Consider the following 18812-nt stretch of genomic DNA (forward strand, 5'->3'; position numbering starts at 1 on the left):
CCGGCAATGACTACCCATTCCGCGCAGATCCTTCCTCCCCTCCCGCTCGACAGCGCAGCCCGCCTGCAGGCCCTGATGGCCGGCGGTAAGCGCAAGCTCCTGGGCCTGGTCGGCGCGCCCGGCGCCGGCAAGTCCACGCTCGCGGCGGCACTGCTCGCGCTGGTGGGCGCCGACCGTGCGCAGGTCGTGCCCATGGACGGCTTCCACCTCGCCAACGTCGAACTGCAGCGGCTCGGCCGCGCCGGCCGCAAGGGCGCCCCCGACACCTTCGACAGCGCCGGCTATGTCGCGCTGCTGCAGCGCCTGCGCGAGCAGCGGCCCGAAGGCGACATCGTCTATGCCCCCGAATTCCGACGCGAGATCGAGGAGCCGGTGGCCGGCGCCATCGCTGTGCTGCCGGCGACGCAGCTGGTCATCACCGAAGGCAACTACCTGCTGCACGACGTCGGCCCATGGGCCGGCGCGGCGGCGATGCTCGACGAGGTCTGGTACGTGGACATCGACGATGCGCTGCGCGAAGAGCGGCTGGTGCGGCGCCACCAGCAGTTCGGCCGCAGCCTCGAAGAGGCGCGCGCGTGGGTCGCCAGCACCGACGCGCCCAATGCGCGGCTGATCGCGGCCACGCGGGTGCGCGCCCACCACGTGCTGCCCTGGGCCTGAGCCCGCCGGTAAAACTTTCACGCCGGACAGGGAACGCCGGCGCGCCGGCGCGCTCGAAGCCTTGCCGGCACTAGCGCCGGTTAGCATTCGCCGCTCCATGCCGTTCATGCACCCCATGCACTTCCGTTCTCTTCGCGCACCGGTCCTCTGGCTGGGCCTTTCGTCCGCACTCGTACTGGCCGGCTGCGGCGGTGTCGTCCAGCGCAAGGTCAACTACGAGCCCGAGGCCTTCGGCTCGACCACCACCCACACCCGCGACTACCAGGCCACCGAGGCCGAGACCTGCGAAGCCGCGCGCCGCGCGCTGTTGAGCCAGGGCTACATGATCACCGCGGCCAACGCCGACCTCGTGACCGGGCGCAAGAGCTTCCAGCCGGCGGCCGAGGTGCATGTGGAGGTCGAGTTCCGCGTGGTCTGCGCGCGCGAGAGCGCGCGGGGCGGCGGCAAGGCCAGCAAGAACACCGTGGCCTTCGCGACGGCGCTGCAGGACCGGTACGGCATCAAGAAGGTCAACAACTCGGCCAGCCTCGGCGTGGGCGCGATCGGCTCGCTCTCGCTGCCGTTCTCTGGCAGCGACGACGCGATGGTCAAGGTCGCGAGCGAGACGCTGACCGACGAGCGCTTCTACGACCGCTTCTTCGCGCTGCTCGACCGCTTCCTCGAAGGCCCGGAAGACGAGGCCGATGCCCCCCAGGAAGAAAAGCCCGAGAAACCGGCCGCGGCGCCGTTGCCCGCCGAAGGGCCTGCCACCACCTACCCCGTGAACTCGTCGCCGAACCGGGGTTGACGCGGGTCGTCAAATAATAAGATGAGTCTTACAATCCGGGCATGGCTTCGACCTCCCCGGATCCGGCGCAGTGCGCCACGCGTCTTCGCAACTCCGTCGCGCTGTTGTCGCGGCAACTGCGCAGCGGCAGCGCCACACCTGACGGCCCGAGCGTGGCCAAGCTCAGCGTGCTCGGCCAGTTGCACCGCCACGGCCCCAACACCTCGACCGCGCTGGCGGCGCTGGAGCGCGTCAAGCCGCAGTCGCTGACGCGGCTGCTGGCCGAACTCGAAGCCGAAGACTGGATCGCGCGCGCCCCGCATGCCAGCGACGGGCGCCAGTCGGTGCTGTCGCTCACGCCCGAAGGCACGAAGCGGCTGAAGGCGATCATGCGGTCGCGCGAATCGGCGCTGGCCGGGGCGATCGGCGCCACGCTGGATGCGCAGCAGCGCGCCGTGCTGCTGCAGGCCTGCGAACTGATCGACGGCCTCAGCGCCACGCTGGCCCTCCTCGATGCCTTCGGGCCGACGAAGCCATGAACGCGGTGCCGGCGCTGCAGCATTTCACGGGGCTCTGGCGTCACGGCCGCTGGCGTCCCGGCGTGCAACTGGCCGCCGCGGTGGCGCTTGCCTGGATCGTGTCAGTCGCGCTGCATCTGCCGGAGAGCTTCTGGGCCGTGATGAGCGTGCTGATCGTCATGCGGCCGAGCGCTGGCTCCACGCTCGATGCCGGCTGGGACCGCGTGCGCGGCACCGCGGCCGGCGCGCTGTGCGGCCTTGCGGGCGTCTACCTGCAGCATCACGGCGCGCCTGTGCTGCCGGTCACGCTGGCCGTCGTCATGCTGCTGGCCTTTGCCGGCGCGGCGGTGCCGGGCCTGCGCAGCGCGCCCGTGGCGGCGCTGATCATCCTGTCGGCCGGCGGCATCCCCGGCCACTCGGCATTGCAGGTGGCGCTGCTGCGCATGGTGCAGATCGGCATCGGCGTGGGCGTGGCGCTGGCGGTCTCTACCGTCATGTCCGAATACCACGCGGGCGTGCGTTTCGACGAAGGCTGTGCCGCCTTGCTGCGCGGCATCGCGAAGCGCATGGCGGCTACTACCCGGCCCGCAGATGCGGAGCGGGAGCGCATCGACATCGGCACGCGCGCGGCGCTGGGGAGGCTGGCCGTGCTGGCGGGCAGCGCCGACATGGAAGCGCGATGGTGGCGGCGCGGCGCGGCTGCGGGCACTGCCCGTACCTACCGCAACAGGGCGCGGCTGGCGGCACGCATCTTCCAGGATGCCGTCGTGCTGGACCGCGTACTCCGGCTGGCGAAGGGCGACGAAGCACCCGGCTCGTTCCGGCATGACGCTGCGCGAGCAGCCGCCAAGGCCATCGCCGGAATGGCCGACGCACTCGAAGTCAAGTGCGCGCCGCCGGATCTGGCGGAACTCGAACGCTGCGCGCAAGCGTCGCACGGCACCCCGTCGAACGCGATGCTGGCTGCGCCGCTGAACCTGCTGCTCGACGACCTCCGGCACCTGCAGCACACGCTCCAACCCGCCCGCCAGAACCCGTCCGGCGCCGGCTGAACTGGCGATTCACCCTAGAATCTTCCGGAAATCAATCGTTTCGGAGAGGGACGGGCATGGAAGACCAGACGCAGGACGCGCGCTACGCGCCGCCGCAATCCCATGTGGAAGACGTGCAGCAAACCGGCCAGCCGCAGCCGGGGCAGCCCGCGACGCGCGGCAAGCGCTTTCTGGCCGCCATGGTCGACGGCGGCATCGCGGTCGGCGCGCTGTGGCTGCTGTCGATGTTCACGCCCTACGACGTCTGGAGCGATGACGGCCTCAGCCTCTGGACACCCCGTATTGCCGACACCGCCATCGGCATCGTTCTCTACCTCGCATTGCACGGCTACCTGCTGGCCACGCGCGGCCAGACCATCGGCAAGGCACTGTTCAAGATCCGCATCGCGCGGCCCGACGGCTCGAAACCGTCGATCGGCCGCATCCTCGGCTTGCGCGAGAGCCCGCTGTTCCTGGCGAACATCGTGCCGATGCTCGGGCAGATCTTCGTGCTGGTCGACAGCCTCTTCATCTTCCGTGAGTCACGCCGCTGCCTGCACGACCAGATCGCCGATACGGTCGTGCTGCAGGCCTGAGCGTTGGTGCGCCTCGACACCCTCTACACCGCCGAGACCCCGGAAGGCATCGCGCTCTCGCTGCGCCCGGCCGGGCTGGTCGCGCGCGGTCTGGCTTACCTGATCGACTTCGCGATCCGGCTCGGCATCTTCGTCGGCATCTCGATCACGGTCGGCATGCTGGGCAAGATGGGCTTCGGCATCCTGCTGGTCAGCTACTTCTGCCTCGAGTGGTTCTACCCGGTGATCTTCGAGCTCACGCGCGCGGCGGCCACGCCCGGCAAGCGCGTGATGGGCCTGCGCGTGGTGATGGACTCCGGCCTGCCCGTGACGCCCGCCGCCTCGCTCACCCGCAACCTGCTGCGCGCGGCCGACTTCGTGCCTTCCTTCTACGGCGCGGGCATCGTGTCGATGCTGTGGCGGCGCGACAGCAAGCGGCTGGGTGACCTGGCCGCCGGCACGCTGGTGGTTTTCAGCGACCAGGTGAGCCTGCACGGCAGCGTGCCCGCCGCCGAGCCGCAGGCGCCCGCGCGGCCGCTGACCGCGCGCGAGCAGATGGCCGTCGTCTCGTGGGCCGGCCGCGCGACGCGCCTGACGCCCGAGCGTTTCGACGAACTCGCCCGCATCGCGCAGCCGGTGCTGGGCCCCGACATCTCCGCGGGCGGCGGTGCCTCCGCATCGCAGCGCCTGCTGGGCGTGGCGCAGTGGGTGCTGGGCCGGCGCGGCGGCGGTGGCAACGCAGCCGACACGAGAGGAAGCACGACGCGATGACGCCGCTGGATTTCGAAGCCGCCTACGCGCCCCTGTGGGCCGAACTCGAAGCCGTGATCGGCGTGGCCGAGACCAAGCGCAAGTTCGACGGCGCGCGGCTTGCCACGCTGTACCGCCGCGTGTGCGAGCACCTCGCGCTGGCGCAGGCCAGGGCCTATCCGATCCACCTCACGCAGCGGCTCGAAAGCCTGACGCAGAGCGCGCACCGGCTGATCTACCGGCAGCACGACTACGGCCTGGCGCGCTTCGCCCGGCTGGCGCTGGTCGACTTTCCCGAAGCCGTGCGGGCACACCGCGTCTACCTGTGGGTGTCGGCGCTGATGTTCGTGCTGCCGCTGCTGGTGGCGGGCTGGGCCGCTTGGCGCGACCCCGGTTTCATCCTGCACCTGCTCGACGCCGACAACGTGCAGCAGTTCGACTCGATGTACAGCGACGACGCCGATGCCTTCGGCCGCACGCGCAGCGCCGGCGATGACTGGCAGATGTTCGGCTTCTACGTGATGCACAACATCGGCATCGGCTTTCGCTGCTTCGCGGCCGGCATCTTCGCGGGCGTGGGCAGCGCGGCGCTGGTGGTGTTCAACGGCATCCAGATCGGCGCGGTCGGCGGCTACCTGATCGGCGCGGGGCATGCCCAGAACTTTCTCTCGTTCGTCGTCACGCATTCGGCCTTCGAGCTCACGGCCATCGTGCTGGCCGGTGCGGCCGGGCTGCGGCTGGGCTACGCGTGGATCGCGCCCGGGCGCCACACCCGGCTCGAGGCCCTGCGGCTGGCCGCGCGCCATGCGGTGGTGATCGTCTACGGCGTCATCGGGCTGCTGCTGATCGCCGCCGCGGTCGAGGCTTTCTGGTCTTCGGCGCGCTGGATCGCGCCGGCGGTGAAGTACGGCGTGGGCGGCGCCTGCTGGGTGCTGGTGCTGGCGTACCTGGGCTGGCAGGGCCGGCCGCGTGGAACCGCCGACATGGTTGCGCAAAAGGAACCTGGCCATGCAGGTTGACGGCCTTGCCATCGCGCTGCGGCCACGCCCCATGGCCGAGGCCGCGGACCTGGGCGCGCAGCTCGTGCGCAGCCATGCACGCTCGGTCTGGCGCACCTTCCTGCCGGTGTACGTGGTCACTGTGCTGCTGGCGTTCTGCACCGTCGAGATCGCGGGCTGGCTGCCGAGCCTGCTGATCTTCTGGCTCAAGCCCTGGCTCGACCGCAGCCTGCTCTTCGTGCATTCGCGCGCGGTGTTCGGCCAGGAGACGCGCTGGGCCGACCTGTGGCAGAACCGCCGCGCCGTGTGGGGCGGGCAACTGCTGCGCACGCTGCTGTGGCGGCGGCTGTCGCCCTGGCGCTCTTTCACCCAGGCAATCGACCAGCTCGAAGGCCAGCGCGGCGGCGCACGCAGCAAGCGGCGCGCGCAGTTGCTGCGCGGGCGGCGCGGCGCGGCCACGGGCATGCAGCTGGTGTTCGCGAACGTGGAGATGGCGCTCGACATCTGCCTGCTGTCGCTGCTGTTCTGGTTCGCGCCGGAAGGCAGCTCGCGCGAATTGTTCGGCTGGCTCACGCAGTCGGACGCACCGCTGCAGAGCCTGCTGGCCGCGGGCGCCTATGCAATCGTCGTCGGCGTGCTGGAGCCGTTCTACGTGGGCGCCGGTTTTGCGATGTACCTCAACCGCCGGGTCGAACTCGAGGCCTGGGACATCGAACAGGAGTTCCGCCGTGGGTTCCGCTGACATCCGGCGATGGCTGTTCGCTGCCGTGCTGGCCGTATGCTGCGCGGCGGGCACGGCCTCGGCCGCGAGCGACGCAGCCCTGACGCGCGAGCAGGTCAGGGCGGCCGCCGAGAAAGTGCGCGCCGACCCCAACATGCCCGGCGTCAAGACCGAGAAGAAGCTGCGCTTCAAGGAGCGCGACGACGACGAGGAAGAAGAGCCCGAGAAGAAGGCCGACAGCCTCGACTGGCTGCGCGACTTCGTGAGGACCGTGGCCGAAGGTGCGCGCTGGCTCATCTGGGGGCTGGCCGCGCTGGCGCTGGCCTGGCTGGCGATCCGCATCCACCGATGGGCGCGGGTGCGTGCCGGCGGCGCGCGGCCCGGCAAGGCGCCGCTGCCCAGCCATGTCGGCAGCCTCGACATCCGGCCCGAGAGCCTGCCCGACGACGTCGGCAATGCCGCAGCGGCGCTCTGGCAGCGCGGCCAGAACCGGCCGGCGCTGTCGCTGCTGTATCGCGGCGCGCTGTCGCGCCTCGTGCATGCGCACGGCGTGCCGGTGCGCGCAGCGAGCACCGAGGGCGAGTGCGTGGCCCTTGCCGCCAGCCGGCTGCAGCCGCAGGCACAGGCCTTCTTCGTGCGGCTGGTGGATGCCTGGCAACTGGCGGCCTACGGCGGGCGCCTGCCTTCCACCGCGCAGGTGCTGGCGATCTGCGGCGAGTTCGACCTGCTCCTGCCGGCAGTCGCCGCGCCCTTGCCCGGCTTCGCGCAGGAGGCCGCCGCATGAAGACCTGGGTGGTCCGCATCGTCTCGGTGCTCGTACTGGTGCTGGCCGGCGCCTGGCTGGTTTCCGCCACCGAATGGGCAGAAACCGAAGTGCCGACGCCCGCGAGCGAGGAGGTCAAGAAGAACTCCTTCTATGCCGTGCAGTCGCTGCTGCGCCACCTCGGCGCCGAGGTGGTCAGGCGCGAGAGCCTGGACGAACTGCCGCCCGCGCAGGCGCGGCTGGTGCTCGCCTCCAGCTACTGGGACATGTTCCCCGAGCGCGAGCAGCGCCTGCGCCGCTGGGTCGAGCAGGGCGGCCATCTCGTGATGCCCGGCGATCTGGCCAGCAGAGACATGCTGGAGAGCTGGATTCCCCTGGTCCGCGAAAAAACCGTGCGGCCGGACGAGCCCAAGGAATCCGCCACGCCGAAGAAGAAAAAGTCCCGCTCGCAGCGCGACGAGCAGCGCGCCAAGGACGCCGACTGCCGCATGCTGACCGAACCCGACACCGTGCCCGCGAGCTTCCCTGGCGGCCGGGGCTTCCGCATCTGCACCTGGGCGGAGCCCGTGCAGTTCAGCTCCGCCGACAAGCGGCAGCCGCCGCTGTGGATGGCGCGCGGCGCACGCGGCGCCGAGGCGATCCGCGTGCGCGTCGGCCAGGGCACCGTCACCTTGCTGCCCTCCGGCGTGTGGCACAACCAGAACCTGCTGCGCGGCGACAACGCGCTGTTCGCCGTGGCCGCGCTGCAGCTGCGCACCGTCGGTTCGCAGGTCTGGTTCGTTGCCAAGGAGGCGCGCGAGCCCTTCCTGCGCTGGCTCTGGCAAAAGAGCTGGGTGGTCTGGGTCGTGGGCCTGCTGGCGCTGGCTGCAGCGCTCTGGCGCGCGGCCGTGCGCTTCGGCCCGCTCGCGCCTTCGGCCAGCACGCACCGGCGTTCCATGGCCGAGCAGGTGCGCGGCACCGCCGGCTTCCTGCACATGCACGGCAGCGATGCCCTGCACGCGGCGCAACTGCGCGCGCTGAACGAATCCGCCACCCGCCAGCTGCGCGGCTATGCCCACCGCGACGCGGCGGCACGCGCCGACGCCATCGCCAAGGCCACCAGCCTGGAAGCGGCCATGGTCGTGCGTGCGATGGCTGATCGCGCCCGCAACCCCGGGGCCATGGCCCTCGACCTGGAAGTGCTGGAAACCGCGCGCCGGCGGCTCGATGCCAACGGGCCCTTCGTGCTTTCGCCTTCCTCCGCTTCTTCTTCCCCTTCCACACCCTGAACCGAGAGACGACGCCCATGCAAGCCATCCAACCCGAAGAACTGACGCGCGCAGCCCAGTTGCTGCAGACGCTGCGCGCCGAGGTCGGCCAGGCCGTGGTCGGCCAGCTCGAGGCGGTCGACCAGACGCTGGTGGCGCTGGTCGCGTCGGGCCATGTGCTGATCGAAGGCGTGCCGGGCCTGGGCAAGACGCTGCTCGCCCGCGCCCTCGCGCAGGCCATGACGCTGCGCTATGCGCGCGTGCAGTTCACGCCCGACCTGATGCCCTCTGACATCACCGGCCACGCGGTGCTCGACATCGCCTCGCGCGGCGACGGCAGCCTCGGCACCCTGCGCGTGCACCAGGGGCCGGTGTTCACCAACCTGCTGCTGGCCGACGAAATCAACCGCGCGCCGGCCAAGACCCAGAGCGCTCTGCTCGAAGTCATGCAGGAGTACCAGGTCACGCTCGAAGGCACGGCCATGCCGCTGCCGCGTCCCTTCATGGTGATGGCCACGCAGAACCCGATCGACACCGAAGGCACCTACCCGTTGCCAGAAGCGCAGCTCGACCGCTTCCTGCTGAAGATCGACATCGGCTTTCCCAGCCACAGCGAAGAAAACGCCATCGTGCAGCTGACCACGAACCAGCGCGCCGGCAATCAGTTTCCGCTCGAGGCCGTGCGCCCCTGCCTCGACGAGGCGCAGGTGCTCGAACTGCAGCGGCTGGCCTGCCTGGTGCAGGCCGACGAGCGCGTGATCGACTACGCGGTGCGCATCGCGCGCGCCACGCGCGACTGGCCGGGCCTGTCCTCGGGCGCCGGGCCGCGCGGAACCATGGCGCTGGTGCGCGCCGCCCGCGCCGCCGCGCTGATGGCCGGGCGCGACTTCATCACGCCCGACGACGTGGCGCGCCAGGCGCTGCCCGCGCTGCGCCACCGCGTGATGATCTCGCCCGATGCGCAGCTCGAAGGCGTCAGCGTCGACGCGCTGCTGCGCGCCGCCCGCGACAGCGTAGAGGCCCCGAGGTTATGACACTCGCCCCCAGGCTTCGCGCACTTCGTGTCGCTGCGCCAACCCCCTGCCGGGGGCAACACCTGCGGCCCGGCGAAGCCGGTTCCGCGGTGTTTCCCGAAGGAGCCGCGCCCCGATGACCTGCGCGCTGCCGATTCCCGCGCGCGCGGCCGTGCTGGCGCTGGCCGGCCTGGCCGTGTCCGCCGCCGTGGCGCTGCTGCTGGGCGCGCCGCTGGGCTACGTGGCCGTCGCGGCGGGTGTGTTGCTCGTGCTGGGGCTCGCGTTCGCGGCGCTCGACCTGTGGCAGAGCCTGCGCCTCTGGCGCGCCGCGCCGCTGCGCATCGAGCGCAACCTGCCGGGCGCGTTCTCCCTGGGCGTGCCTACGGTGCTCACGCTCGCGCTGGTGAATGAAGGCGCGCAGCCGTGGCGGGTGGCGGTGTTCGACGAGCTCGACGCGCACTTCAGCTTCGACGGGCTGCCGCAGTCCGTCACCGTGCCCGGGGGCTCGCGCGCCGTGCTGCGCTACACCGCCACGGCCACGCAGCGCGGCGTGGCGCAATTCGGCGCCACCCAGCTGCGCTGGCGCACCCGGCTCGGCTGTTTCGAGGTGAGGCAGACGCTCGGCGAGCCGCGCCGGCTGCGCGTGTACCCCAACTTCGCAGCGCTGGCGCGCTATGCATGGCTGTCGGGCGACCGGCGGCTTGCGCAGATCGGCATCAAGACCTATGCGCAGCGCGGGCTCGGCACCGACTTCCGGCAGCTCGCCGACTACAAGACCGGCGACTCGCTGCGCCACATCGACTGGAAGGCCACGCAGCGCCAGCGCCGCCCGATCGTGCGCGAGTTCCAGGACGACCGCGACCAGTGCGTGCTCTTCCTGCTCGACTGCGGCCGCCGCATGCGCGCCGACGAAGGCGCGCAGGCACAAAGGGCCAACAGCCACTTCGACGAGGCGCTCAACGCGCTGATGCTGCTGAGCTACGTGGCGCTGAAGGAGGGCGACGAGGTCGGCGCCATGACCTTCGGCTGCCCGCCCGAGGAACGGCGCGACTTCGCACCGCGCAAGGGCACGGCCACGCTCAATGCGCTGATGAACCGGCTGCACGACATCCAGCCCGGCGCCACCCACTCCGACTACCTGCTGGCCGCGCAGCAACTGCTGATCACGCAGAAGCGGCGCGCGCTCGTCATCGTGCTGACCAACTTCCGCGACGAAGACGCCACCGAGCTGCGCCCCGCCATCAAGCTGCTGCGCCGCAAGCACCTGGTGCTGGTCGCGAGCCTGCGCGAACGCGTGCTCGGACGCATCGCCAGCCAGCCGCTGGCGCAGCCGCGCGACGCGGTCGACGTGGCGGCTGCGCACCTGTTCGACCAGTCGAGGCGCGACGCCTTCGCACGCGTGGTCGGCAACGATCCGCTGTCGGTCGACGTCGAGCCGGCCGACCTGGCGGTGGCGTTGGTGAACCGCTATCACGCCGTCAAAAGGGCTGGTCTTTTGTAGCCATCCCTGTCCACAATGTTTGCGTTCAGTTAATCGTTCAACTACCAACAGTCAGAGGAGAAGAAGCACATGACGGAATTGACCAACGCCAATCCCAACCTCAACCCGAACCCCTATGCAGCGCCCCGCGCTGCCGTGGACGACGTCTACGACGACAACGCGAGCGTCCAGCCCGTGAAGCTGTGGTCCGCCAAGGGCCGGATCGGGCGGGTGCGCTTCCTGGCGTACATGATGTATTCGTACCTGCTGTGCGTCCTGGGCGCAGGCGTACTGGGCGGCATCATCGGCGCCGCAGGCCTGGCCACGCCGACCGGCATCGGCATCGTGACCGTGCTGGCCCTGATTCCCTACTTCATCTTCTATGTGCTGGTGGCGATCCAGCGCACGCACGACATGGACTGGTCGGGCTGGATGCTGCTGCTGGCGCTCATTCCCTTCGTCGGGCTGATCTGGGTCTTCAAGGGCGGCACCAATGGCCGCAACCGCTTCGGCGCGCCGCCGCCGCCGAATGGCCTGGGCGTCATCATCGGCGCATGGCTGCTGCCCGTGGTCGCGCTGATCGGCATCGTGCTGGCCATCGCGATGCCGGCCACCCGCTAGCGCACCAGCGTCGACTTGCCGAACAGGCTCTCGATGAGTTCCACGGCCACCTCGGCCGTCTGGTTGCGCACATCGAGGGCCGGGTTCAGCTCCACCACGTCGAGCGAGCAGAGCCGGCCGGTGTCCGAGATCATTTCCATGCACAGCTGCATCTCGCGGTAGGTCGGCCCGCCGCGCACGCCGGTGCCCACGCCGGGCGCTATGCCGGGGTCGAGGCAGTCGAGGTCGAAGCTCACGTGCAGGTGCGTGTCTTCATCCACGTCCTGCAGCGCCTCGGTCATGGTGGTGCGCATGCCGTGTTCGTCGATGTGGCGCATGTCGAACACGTTCAGGCCCAGCGTGCGAATGGCTTCCTTCTCGTCGCTGTCCACGCTGCGGATGCCGATGAAGCGGATGGCCTCGTGCGCCAGCGCCGCGCGCTCGCCGCTCCAGCCCGTGAGCACCGCCGGCCCGTGGCCCAGCAGGCACGACACCGGCATGCCATGCAGGTTGCCGCTGGGGCTGGTGGTTTCGGTGTTGACGTCGGAGTGCGCATCGAGCCACAGCACGCGCAGCTTCTTGCCGCGCCTGCGCGCATGCCACGCCACCGCGCTGATCGAACCGATGGCCAGGCAGTGGTCGCCGCCCATCATGAGCGGCACATGGCCGGCGCCGAGCGCGCTGTCGACGGCGGCGTAGACCGAGCGGTTCCACGTGACCACCTCGTCCAGATGGCGCAGCCCGTTGGCTGGCGCCGCCCACGGCGTTGCGGGACCCGCGAGGTTGCCGCGGTCGATCACCGCGTAGCCCTGTCCCGCCAGCGCCTCGGGCAGGCCTGCCACGCGCAGCGCGTCGGGCCCCATGCCGGCGCCGCGCACGCTGGCGCCGATGTCGGTCGGCGCGCCGATCAGTTCGAGGGTGGTGGTGTTGTTGTTGGTCATGCCGGCTTCCTCAGGTGTTGCCACAGATATGCATAGCCCAGCGCATCCATGAACGCCGATTCCTTGTTGTCCGCTGCCGCGCTGTGGCCGCCTTCCATGTTCTCGTAGAAGCTGCTGTCGTGGCCCAGTGCCAGCATCTTCGCGTGCATCTTGCGCGCATGCACCGGCCCCACGCGGTCGTCGCGCGTCGAGGTGGTGAAGAGCGTCGGCGGGTAGGCCTGGCCCGGCATCGCGTTCTCGTAAGGCGAGAAGGTACGGATGAACTCCCACTCATCGGGCTGCTCCGGGTCGCCGTATTCCGCGATCCACGAGGCGCCGGCCGAAAGCTGCGTGTAGCGCCGCATGTCGAGCAGCGCCACCTCGCTCACGATCGCACCGTAGAGCTGCGGGTACAGCGTGAGCATGTTGCCCATCAGCAGGCCGCCGTTGCTGCCGCCCATCGCGCCCAGGTGCGCGGGCGAGGTGATCTTGCGCGCGATGAGGTCCTCGGACACCGCCGCGAAGTCCTCGCAGGTGCGCAGCCGGTTCTCCTGCAGCGCGGCCTGGTGCCAGCGCGGGCCGTACTCGCCGCCGCCACGGATGTTGGCGATGACGTACACGCCGCCCTGGTCCAGCCATGCGCGGCCGATGCTGCCGCTGTAGCTGGGCTGCAATGAAATCTCGAAGCCGCCGTAGGCGTACTGCAGCGTGGGGTTCCTGCCGTTGGCCTGCAGGTCCTTGGCGGCGATCTCGAAGTAGGGCACGCGGGTGCCGTCCTTCGAGGTGGCGAAATACTGGCTCACGCTGTAGCGCGAGGCGTCGAAGAAGGCGGGGCTGTGCTTCAGCACCTGGGGCTCGCCCTGGCCGATGGTGCCGATGTAGAGCGTGGTCGGCTGCAGGAAGCCGCTGACCGTGAGGAAGTAGTCGTCGTTCTCGTCCTCGTCGATGCCGCCGGCCGAGATGGTCGAGAGCGCGGGCGCGCCGCCCAGGCTCTCGCGCTTCCACGGCCCCTTTCCATCGGCAGGCGGCGTGAGCACCTCGAGGCGGTTCACCACGTCGTGCATCACATTGAGGATCAGGTGGTTGCGCGTCCACGAGTGGTCGTCGAGCGCGGTGGTGTCGTCGGGCTCGAACAGCACCGTCAGCTCGCGCCTGCCGGCCATGTAGTCGTCGAACTTCGCGGCCAGCAGCGAGCCTGAGGCGTAGGTACGGCCGCCCACCGTCCAGTCCTCGCGCGGCTCGATCAGCATCCATTCGCGCGTGATGTCGGTGTTGGAATCGTCGGGCACGTCGATCTTCACCAGGCGGCCGCCGGTGCCCCGCAGCCAGGTTTCGCTCTCGTAGAAGTCGATCTGCCGCGTGACGAAGTCGCGCTCGAAGCCGGGCGTGTTGTCGCGCCAGGCACTGACGGACATGTCCTCGTGCAGGCCCTCGTACACCGTCACGGCATTGGCCAGCGGCGTGCCGCGGCGCCACTCCTTCACGATGCGCGGGTAGCTGGAGCTGGTCATCGAGCCGGGGCCGAAGTCGGTGGCCACGTAGAGGTGGTCGATGTCTTTCCAGCCCACGTGGTTCTTGGCCTCGGGCAGCGAGAAGCCGCCTTCGACGAACTGCGCGGTCTCCAGGTCGAACTCGCGCACCACGTCGGCGTCGGCGCCGCCGCGCGAGAGCGAGATCAGGCAGCGCCTGTAATCGGGCTCCAGGCAGTCGGCGCCGTGCCAGACCCAGTTCTCGCCGTCGGCCGCGGCCAGCGCGTCGAGGTCGAGCACGGTCTCCCAGGCGGGTTGCGGCTTGCGGTACTCGTCCAGCGTTGTGCGGCGCCAGAGGCCCTTCGGATGATCCTTGTCGCGCCAGAAGTTGTAGAAGCGCGCGCCGATCTTGCGCACCATCGGGATGCGGTCGTCCGAGTCGAGCACCTCGAGGATGCCCTTCTGGAGCACATCGAACGCGGGCGACTGCGCATAGGCCTGCACGGTGCGTGCGTTCTGCGCGCGGGCCCAGTCGAGCGGCTTGTCGCCGTCGATGTCTTCGAGCCAGAGGTGGTCGTCCTGGGGGTGCTGCGGGGGGAGGCTGGATGTCATGGCCTCAGTGTACGGAGCCTGTGTGAAACGGGCGATGTGAGCCATCGTGGCCCTGCCCGCCAGCGCCTGGCACTTTTTCGCTACTTCGGGCAAACCCCTGTCGCGCGGGTGCCGTCCCCCCGGTGGAAACACTGAATAACCAGAGGCCCGGGAACGCGACGCCCGCGCTATCCTGCCCAGACCCTAGCGGCGCATGCCCCACCAAGGAGACACAACACATGAAACACCTGAGCGGACTTGATGCCACTTTCCTGCACCTGGAAACGCCGGAAATGCCGATGCACGTGGGCTCCCTGAACGTGCTCGACCTGCCCAAGGGCTACAAGGGCGATTTCTACGAAGACGCCAAGAACTTCATGGCCAGCCGCATCCACCTGGCCGACGTGTTCACGCGCAAGCTCGCGCTGATGCCCTTCGACATGACCAACCCGGTGTGGGTCGAGGACGACGACATCGACCTCGACTACCACGTGCGCCACATTACCCTGCCCAAGCCCGGAACCAACCGGCAGTTGCAGCAATACGTGGCGCGGCTGCATTCCACGCTCATCGACCGCAGCCGGCCGATGTGGGAGTTCTTCATCATCGACGGCCTCAAGAGCGGACAGGTGGCGCTCTACACCAAGGTGCACCATGCGGGCATCGACGGGCAGGCGGGCGTGGAGGTGGGCAAGGCCATCTTCGACCTCGAGGCCACCGGCCGCGTGGTGAAGCCGCCGCGTTCACGTCCGCGCAGCAGCGGCTACCAGCTGGGCATGGCCGAGCTGGCGACCGCGGCGCTGCGCAACACCGCGCAGCAGTACGTGAAGCTCTTCAAGATGGCGCCCGCCATCGCGCGCGCCATCGGCGGCCTGGCCAAGCCCGACGAGAAGGCGGCCGAGAAGAACACGACCGCCGCGCCGAAGAAGTTCAACCTCTTCGCGCCGCGCACCTCGCTCAACGTGTCGATCACCAACCAGCGCACCTTCGCCGGGCGCACCATCTCGCTGGCCGAGACCAAGTACATCGCCAAGCACTTCGGCGTGTCGCTCAACGACGTGGTCATGGCCACGGTGGCCGGTGCGCTGCGCCACTACCTGGCCGACAACAACGAGCTGCCGGCCAAGCCGCTGGTGGCCGGCGTGCCGGTGAGCCTGCGCGAGGCGGGCGACCAGACGGCCAACAACCAGGCCAGCATGATCCTGGTGAGCCTGGCCACCGACATCACCGACCCGTTGCAGCGGCTGAAGGCGATCAATGCCTCGTCGACCTCGTCGAAGTCGACCATGAACCGCTTCAAGGCCGTGGTGCTCGACGACTTCCCGACCTTCGCCGCGCCCTGGCTGGTGTCCGGCATCGCGTCGATGGTGGGGCGTTCGGGCATCGTCAACCTGCTGCCCCCTGCGGCCAACGTGGCCATCTCCAACGTGGCCGGCGCGCCGTTCCCGATGTACTTTGCCGGCGCGCTCGTCACTTGCTACTACCCGGTGTCGATCGCCAGCCACGGCACGGCGCTGAACGTGACGGTACAGAGCTACAACGGCCGCATGGACTACGGCCTGATCGCCTGCCGCCGCGCCGTGCCCGACATCACCGAGATCGGCGACTACCTGCTGGCCGAGCACAAACTGCTGATGGAGCTGACGCAGAAGCACCCGGCCGCCGCCGGCGCCGCGCCTGCGCCGGTGCCGCCGAAGACGGTCGAGGCGCCTTCGGACGACGCCCAGGCCGCCGCGCCGGTTGCCGCGAAGAAGAAGCCGGCCGCGCGCAAGAAAGCACCGGTGAAGGTCGCGGCCCAGAAGGCGGTGAAGGCTGTGAAGGCGGTGAAGGCGACGGCACCCGCCAAGGCGCCTCCCAAGGCGGTGGCGAAGAAGGCCAAGCCCGCCCCCAGGCCGCCGGCGCGCAAGGCAGCCCCGGCCAAGCGTTCCGGCACTTCGCGGGCCGCGGCGGCATGAAAAGAAAATTGGGGCAGTTGGACTAGTTTTCCGACCGTTCTAGTTTTCCAGGCCTAGGCCTTGCGGAAGAAGATGGGTCCATCGCGAAAGACACCCCGTTTCCTTCGCGAACCTTTCAACTTCAAGGAAACCACACCATGTCCACGCAAACCACCATCGCTTCCGCAGCCGTTCACGTCGTCGGCCAGTACAACGACGCGGGCAAGACCCTGGTCGGCGCCTATCGCACCGGCGTGCATCGCCTGCTGAACGGCGCCGCTTCGCGCTACAGCGACTTCCTGGGCAGCCGCCAGATCCCGATGGTGAGCGAGAAGGTCAAGGCCAACCTGATCGGCGCGCAAGAGAAGATCAACGGCTTCCTGGCCAACCGCCTGGACATCGACACCAGCCGCATCGTGAACGTGATGGACCGCGTGGCCGCGGGCACCACGACCGGCATCGAAACGGTCGCCGGCCGCGTGGCGCGCGTCGAATCGCCGGTGGCCACCTCGGTCATCAACACGCTGAGCGCCATCAACCAGCCGATCGCCACCGTCTCGGTGCAGATCGCCGACAAGATCGTCGCCGGCACCAGGCAGATCGAAGCCCGCGTGAGCGGCGCCGAAGAAGCTGCCAAGCCGGTCCGCACGGTGAAGGCCAAGGCCGCCGTCGCCAAGAAGCCGGTTCGCCGCGCTGCTGCCCGCAAGGCGGCCTGACCCCCGGGGCGCCTAGCGGCGCCCTTTTCATTTTTCCGGCATCTGGAGCACTTGCATGGCGACCCGTCCTGACGAAACCGCAAACTCGAAGAAGAGGGCGGCGCCTGGCAAGAAGAGGGTGCCAGCCGTGAAGAAGAAAGCGCCCACCGCCAAAAAGCCCGCGGCGCAGCCCGGCAAGGCCGAAGGCCTGCTGCGTGCCGGCCTCAAGGCGCTGGACAACGTGCGCAACGACGTCGCCAAGCGCCAGGCCAACGTGATCGAAGGCCTGCTCGGCATCGGGCAGGGCAAGGTGCCCAGCCTCGGCCTTGACAGCTTCGGCATCCGCAAGTTCGAAGACGTGTTCGACCAGCGCGTCGCCACCGCCATGCAGCGCCTGGGCATGCCCGGCGCGGACGAAGTGCAGGCCCTGCGCGACGAGGTTGCGCAACTGCGCGAACGCGTGGCGCAACTCGAAGGCACCGCTACTGTGGCCACAGCCGCCCCGCGCGGACGCGGCAAACGCTGAGCGGCCACAACGCAACGCCCCGGTTGTGGCCAGCTCCAACACCACGCGCGACCGCATCCTGCAGGCCAGCCTTGCGCTGTTCAACGCGCAAGGCCTCGCGGCCGTGTCGACGCACAAGATCGCGGCAGAGCTGGGCATCAGCCCCGGCAATCTGCATTACCACTTCAAGGCCAAGCAACTCATCGTCGAATGGCTGTTCCGGCGCTTCGAGCAGCGCATGGAAGCGCTCAACGGCTCGTCTGCTTCCATCGCCGCCATCGACGACCTGTGGCTGGCGCTGCACCTGCGCTTCGAGGCCATCGACGAGTACCGCTTCATCTACCGCGACATGGCCTTCCTGGCCAGCGAATACCCCGCGCTCGGCCAGCGCGCGCAGGCCCTGACGGCGCAGAATCTTCTGGCCGCGCAGGCGCTGTGCGAAGGGCTGGTTGCATCGGGCGTGATCGAGACCAGCGCCGAGCAGGCCCGCATCCTGGCGCTTCAGATGGTGTTCACCACCACCTGCTGGCTGTCGTTCGAGCGGCTCGTGCCGGGGCGCGACGCCCTGGCGCAGGCCGACCCCGGCCTGGCGGCTTTCTACACGCTCACGCTGGTTTCTCCGTATGTTTCGAGCGAATCGAGGGCTTACCTCGATTACCTGAGGGGCAAATACCTTGGATAAATGTCGTTGTTGTCCGACGGGGCATTGGCTGCTGCAGCCCCAACTTCGCATTGAAGAAGATAAAAAACCAAAAAGGAGCCCTCCATCATGACCACCGCCACCCACGCCCGAGCCAACGATCCCATCGCGCCGCCGTCGCGCCTGCTGCTGCTTGCCGAAGCCCGTGCGCTCTGGGAGACCGGCGCGGGCATCGCCATGTGGCCGCTGCTTCAGCTCACGCCGCGCGGCGACGGCCACCCGGTGCTGGTGCTGCCTGGGCTGGTGGCGGGCGACGGTTCCACGCTGTTGCTGCGCCGCTACCTCCGCAGCCGCGGCTACGATGCCCACGGCTGGGGCCTGGGTCGCAACCTCGGTCCGCGCCAAGGCGTGGAAGACGGCATGGTCGAGTTGCTCAAGACCCTGCACGAGAAGAGCGGCAAGAAAGTCAGCGTGATCGGCTGGAGCCTGGGCGGTGTGTATGCACGGCTGCTGGCGTCGTCATACGCGCCGATGATCCGCAACGTCATCACCCTGGGCAGCCCGTTCTCCGGCAGCCCGCGCGCCACCAACGCATGGCGGGTGTACGAAGGCGTGAGCGGACAGAGCTCTCACGACCCGCGCCGCATGAAGTTCGTGCAGCCCACGCCACCGGTGCCTACTACCTCGATCTTCAGCCGCACCGACGGTGTGGTGGCATGGCGCTGCAGCATCGAGAAGACCGGCCCGCAGTCGGAGAACATCGAGGTGCTGGCCAGCCACCTGGGCCTGGGTGGGCATCCGGCGGTGCTCTATGCGGTGGCTGACCGGCTGGCGCAGCCGGAAGGGCAGTGGAAGCCGTTCAATCGCGGGTTGCTGGGGCCACTGGTTTATCCGGACCCTGATCGGGACATCTGAGCGGGGCGTCGAGATCGAAGA

Annotated in this window: 20 protein-coding genes; 18 read left to right on the forward strand and 2 right to left on the reverse strand. The window is 69.3% G+C overall.

The window, feature by feature from the left end; translation table 11 throughout:
* Positions 1-6 precede the first annotated feature (6 nt).
* The 13 genes from ACWV14_RS04155 (at position 7) to ACWV14_RS04215 (ending at position 11143) form a co-directional block, all read left to right on the forward strand.
* Positions 7-660, forward strand: coding sequence for a nucleoside/nucleotide kinase family protein (locus tag ACWV14_RS04155; RefSeq protein ID WP_454906525.1), 654 nt, complete (start codon positions 7-9; stop codon positions 658-660).
* Positions 661-757: 97 nt separating this feature from the next.
* Positions 758-1447, forward strand: coding sequence for a DUF2242 domain-containing protein (locus ACWV14_RS04160; protein WP_454906523.1), 690 nt, complete (start codon positions 758-760; stop codon positions 1445-1447).
* A 41-nt stretch (positions 1448-1488) separates the two neighbouring features.
* Positions 1489-1965, forward strand: a complete 477-nt coding sequence (locus ACWV14_RS04165) for a MarR family winged helix-turn-helix transcriptional regulator (protein ID WP_454906521.1) — start codon at positions 1489-1491, stop codon at positions 1963-1965.
* Positions 1962-2996, forward strand: coding sequence for an FUSC family protein (locus ACWV14_RS04170; protein WP_454906519.1), 1035 nt, complete (start codon positions 1962-1964; stop codon positions 2994-2996). Before ACWV14_RS04165 ends, ACWV14_RS04170 begins: the two co-directional genes overlap by 4 nt.
* Before the next feature lie 56 nt (positions 2997-3052).
* Positions 3053-3571, forward strand: a complete 519-nt coding sequence (locus ACWV14_RS04175) for an RDD family protein (RefSeq protein WP_454906517.1) — start codon at positions 3053-3055, stop codon at positions 3569-3571.
* Between the two features lie 6 nt (positions 3572-3577).
* Complete coding sequence (locus ACWV14_RS04180; RefSeq protein WP_454906515.1) at positions 3578-4321, forward strand: RDD family protein; 744 nt, start codon at positions 3578-3580, stop codon at positions 4319-4321.
* The gene (locus ACWV14_RS04185) at positions 4318-5319 is read left to right on the forward strand and encodes a stage II sporulation protein M (RefSeq protein WP_454906513.1); all 1002 of its coding nucleotides are present in this window, start codon (positions 4318-4320) and stop codon (positions 5317-5319) included. Before ACWV14_RS04180 ends, ACWV14_RS04185 begins: the two co-directional genes overlap by 4 nt.
* The gene (locus tag ACWV14_RS04190; RefSeq protein WP_454906511.1) at positions 5309-6040 is read left to right on the forward strand and encodes a hypothetical protein; all 732 of its coding nucleotides are present in this window, start codon (positions 5309-5311) and stop codon (positions 6038-6040) included. The genes ACWV14_RS04185 and ACWV14_RS04190 overlap by 11 nt, the downstream gene beginning before the upstream one ends.
* Positions 6027-6803, forward strand: a complete 777-nt coding sequence (locus ACWV14_RS04195) for a DUF4129 domain-containing protein (RefSeq protein ID WP_454906509.1) — start codon at positions 6027-6029, stop codon at positions 6801-6803. The genes ACWV14_RS04190 and ACWV14_RS04195 overlap by 14 nt, the downstream gene beginning before the upstream one ends.
* A complete protein-coding gene (locus ACWV14_RS04200) occupies positions 6800-8050 on the forward strand; it encodes a DUF4350 domain-containing protein (RefSeq protein WP_454906507.1) in 1251 nt (416 codons plus the stop codon). The genes ACWV14_RS04195 and ACWV14_RS04200 overlap by 4 nt, the downstream gene beginning before the upstream one ends.
* Positions 8051-8067: 17 nt before the next feature.
* A complete protein-coding gene (locus ACWV14_RS04205; RefSeq protein WP_454906505.1) occupies positions 8068-9063 on the forward strand; it encodes an AAA family ATPase in 996 nt (331 codons plus the stop codon).
* 115 nt (positions 9064-9178) lie between these two features.
* Positions 9179-10543, forward strand: a complete 1365-nt coding sequence (locus ACWV14_RS04210) for a DUF58 domain-containing protein (RefSeq protein ID WP_454906503.1) — start codon at positions 9179-9181, stop codon at positions 10541-10543.
* Positions 10544-10612: 69 nt separating this feature from the next.
* A complete protein-coding gene (locus ACWV14_RS04215; RefSeq protein WP_454906501.1) occupies positions 10613-11143 on the forward strand; it encodes a DUF805 domain-containing protein in 531 nt (176 codons plus the stop codon).
* Here ACWV14_RS04215 and rocF read toward each other — a convergent pair.
* Positions 11140-12063 (reverse strand): arginase, encoded by a 924-nt coding sequence (rocF, locus tag ACWV14_RS04220; protein ID WP_454906499.1) that lies wholly within the window; start codon positions 12061-12063, stop codon positions 11140-11142. The two genes, ACWV14_RS04215 and rocF, sit on opposite strands and share 4 nt — an antisense overlap.
* Positions 12060-14123 carry a prolyl oligopeptidase family serine peptidase gene (locus ACWV14_RS04225; RefSeq protein WP_454906498.1) on the reverse strand — a complete coding sequence of 688 codons (2064 nt, stop codon included), beginning with the start codon at positions 14121-14123 and terminating at the stop codon, positions 12060-12062. The genes rocF and ACWV14_RS04225 overlap by 4 nt, the downstream gene beginning before the upstream one ends.
* Before the next feature lie 218 nt (positions 14124-14341).
* Here ACWV14_RS04225 and ACWV14_RS04230 point away from each other — a divergent pair, with 218 nt between their 5' ends.
* The 5 genes from ACWV14_RS04230 to ACWV14_RS04250 all read left to right on the forward strand — a co-directional run bounded on the left by ACWV14_RS04230 (position 14342) and on the right by ACWV14_RS04250 (position 18791).
* On the forward strand, positions 14342-16057 hold the full coding sequence (locus ACWV14_RS04230) for a WS/DGAT/MGAT family O-acyltransferase (RefSeq protein ID WP_454906496.1): 1716 nt from the start codon (positions 14342-14344) through the stop codon (positions 16055-16057).
* A gap of 137 nt (positions 16058-16194) precedes the next feature.
* Positions 16195-16752: a hypothetical protein gene (locus ACWV14_RS04235; RefSeq protein ID WP_454906494.1), complete on the forward strand. Its 558-nt coding sequence runs from the start codon at positions 16195-16197 to the stop codon at positions 16750-16752.
* Between the two features lie 127 nt (positions 16753-16879).
* Positions 16880-17257, forward strand: a complete 378-nt coding sequence (locus ACWV14_RS04240; protein WP_454906492.1) for a phasin family protein — start codon at positions 16880-16882, stop codon at positions 17255-17257.
* Between the two features lie 25 nt (positions 17258-17282).
* Positions 17283-17918 carry a TetR/AcrR family transcriptional regulator gene (locus ACWV14_RS04245; protein WP_422084794.1) on the forward strand — a complete coding sequence of 212 codons (636 nt, stop codon included), beginning with the start codon at positions 17283-17285 and terminating at the stop codon, positions 17916-17918.
* A gap of 87 nt (positions 17919-18005) precedes the next feature.
* On the forward strand, positions 18006-18791 hold the full coding sequence (locus ACWV14_RS04250) for an esterase/lipase family protein (protein ID WP_454906490.1): 786 nt from the start codon (positions 18006-18008) through the stop codon (positions 18789-18791).
* Positions 18792-18812 lie beyond the last annotated feature (21 nt).

The sequence above is a fragment of the Variovorax durovernensis genome (assembly GCF_977011995.1).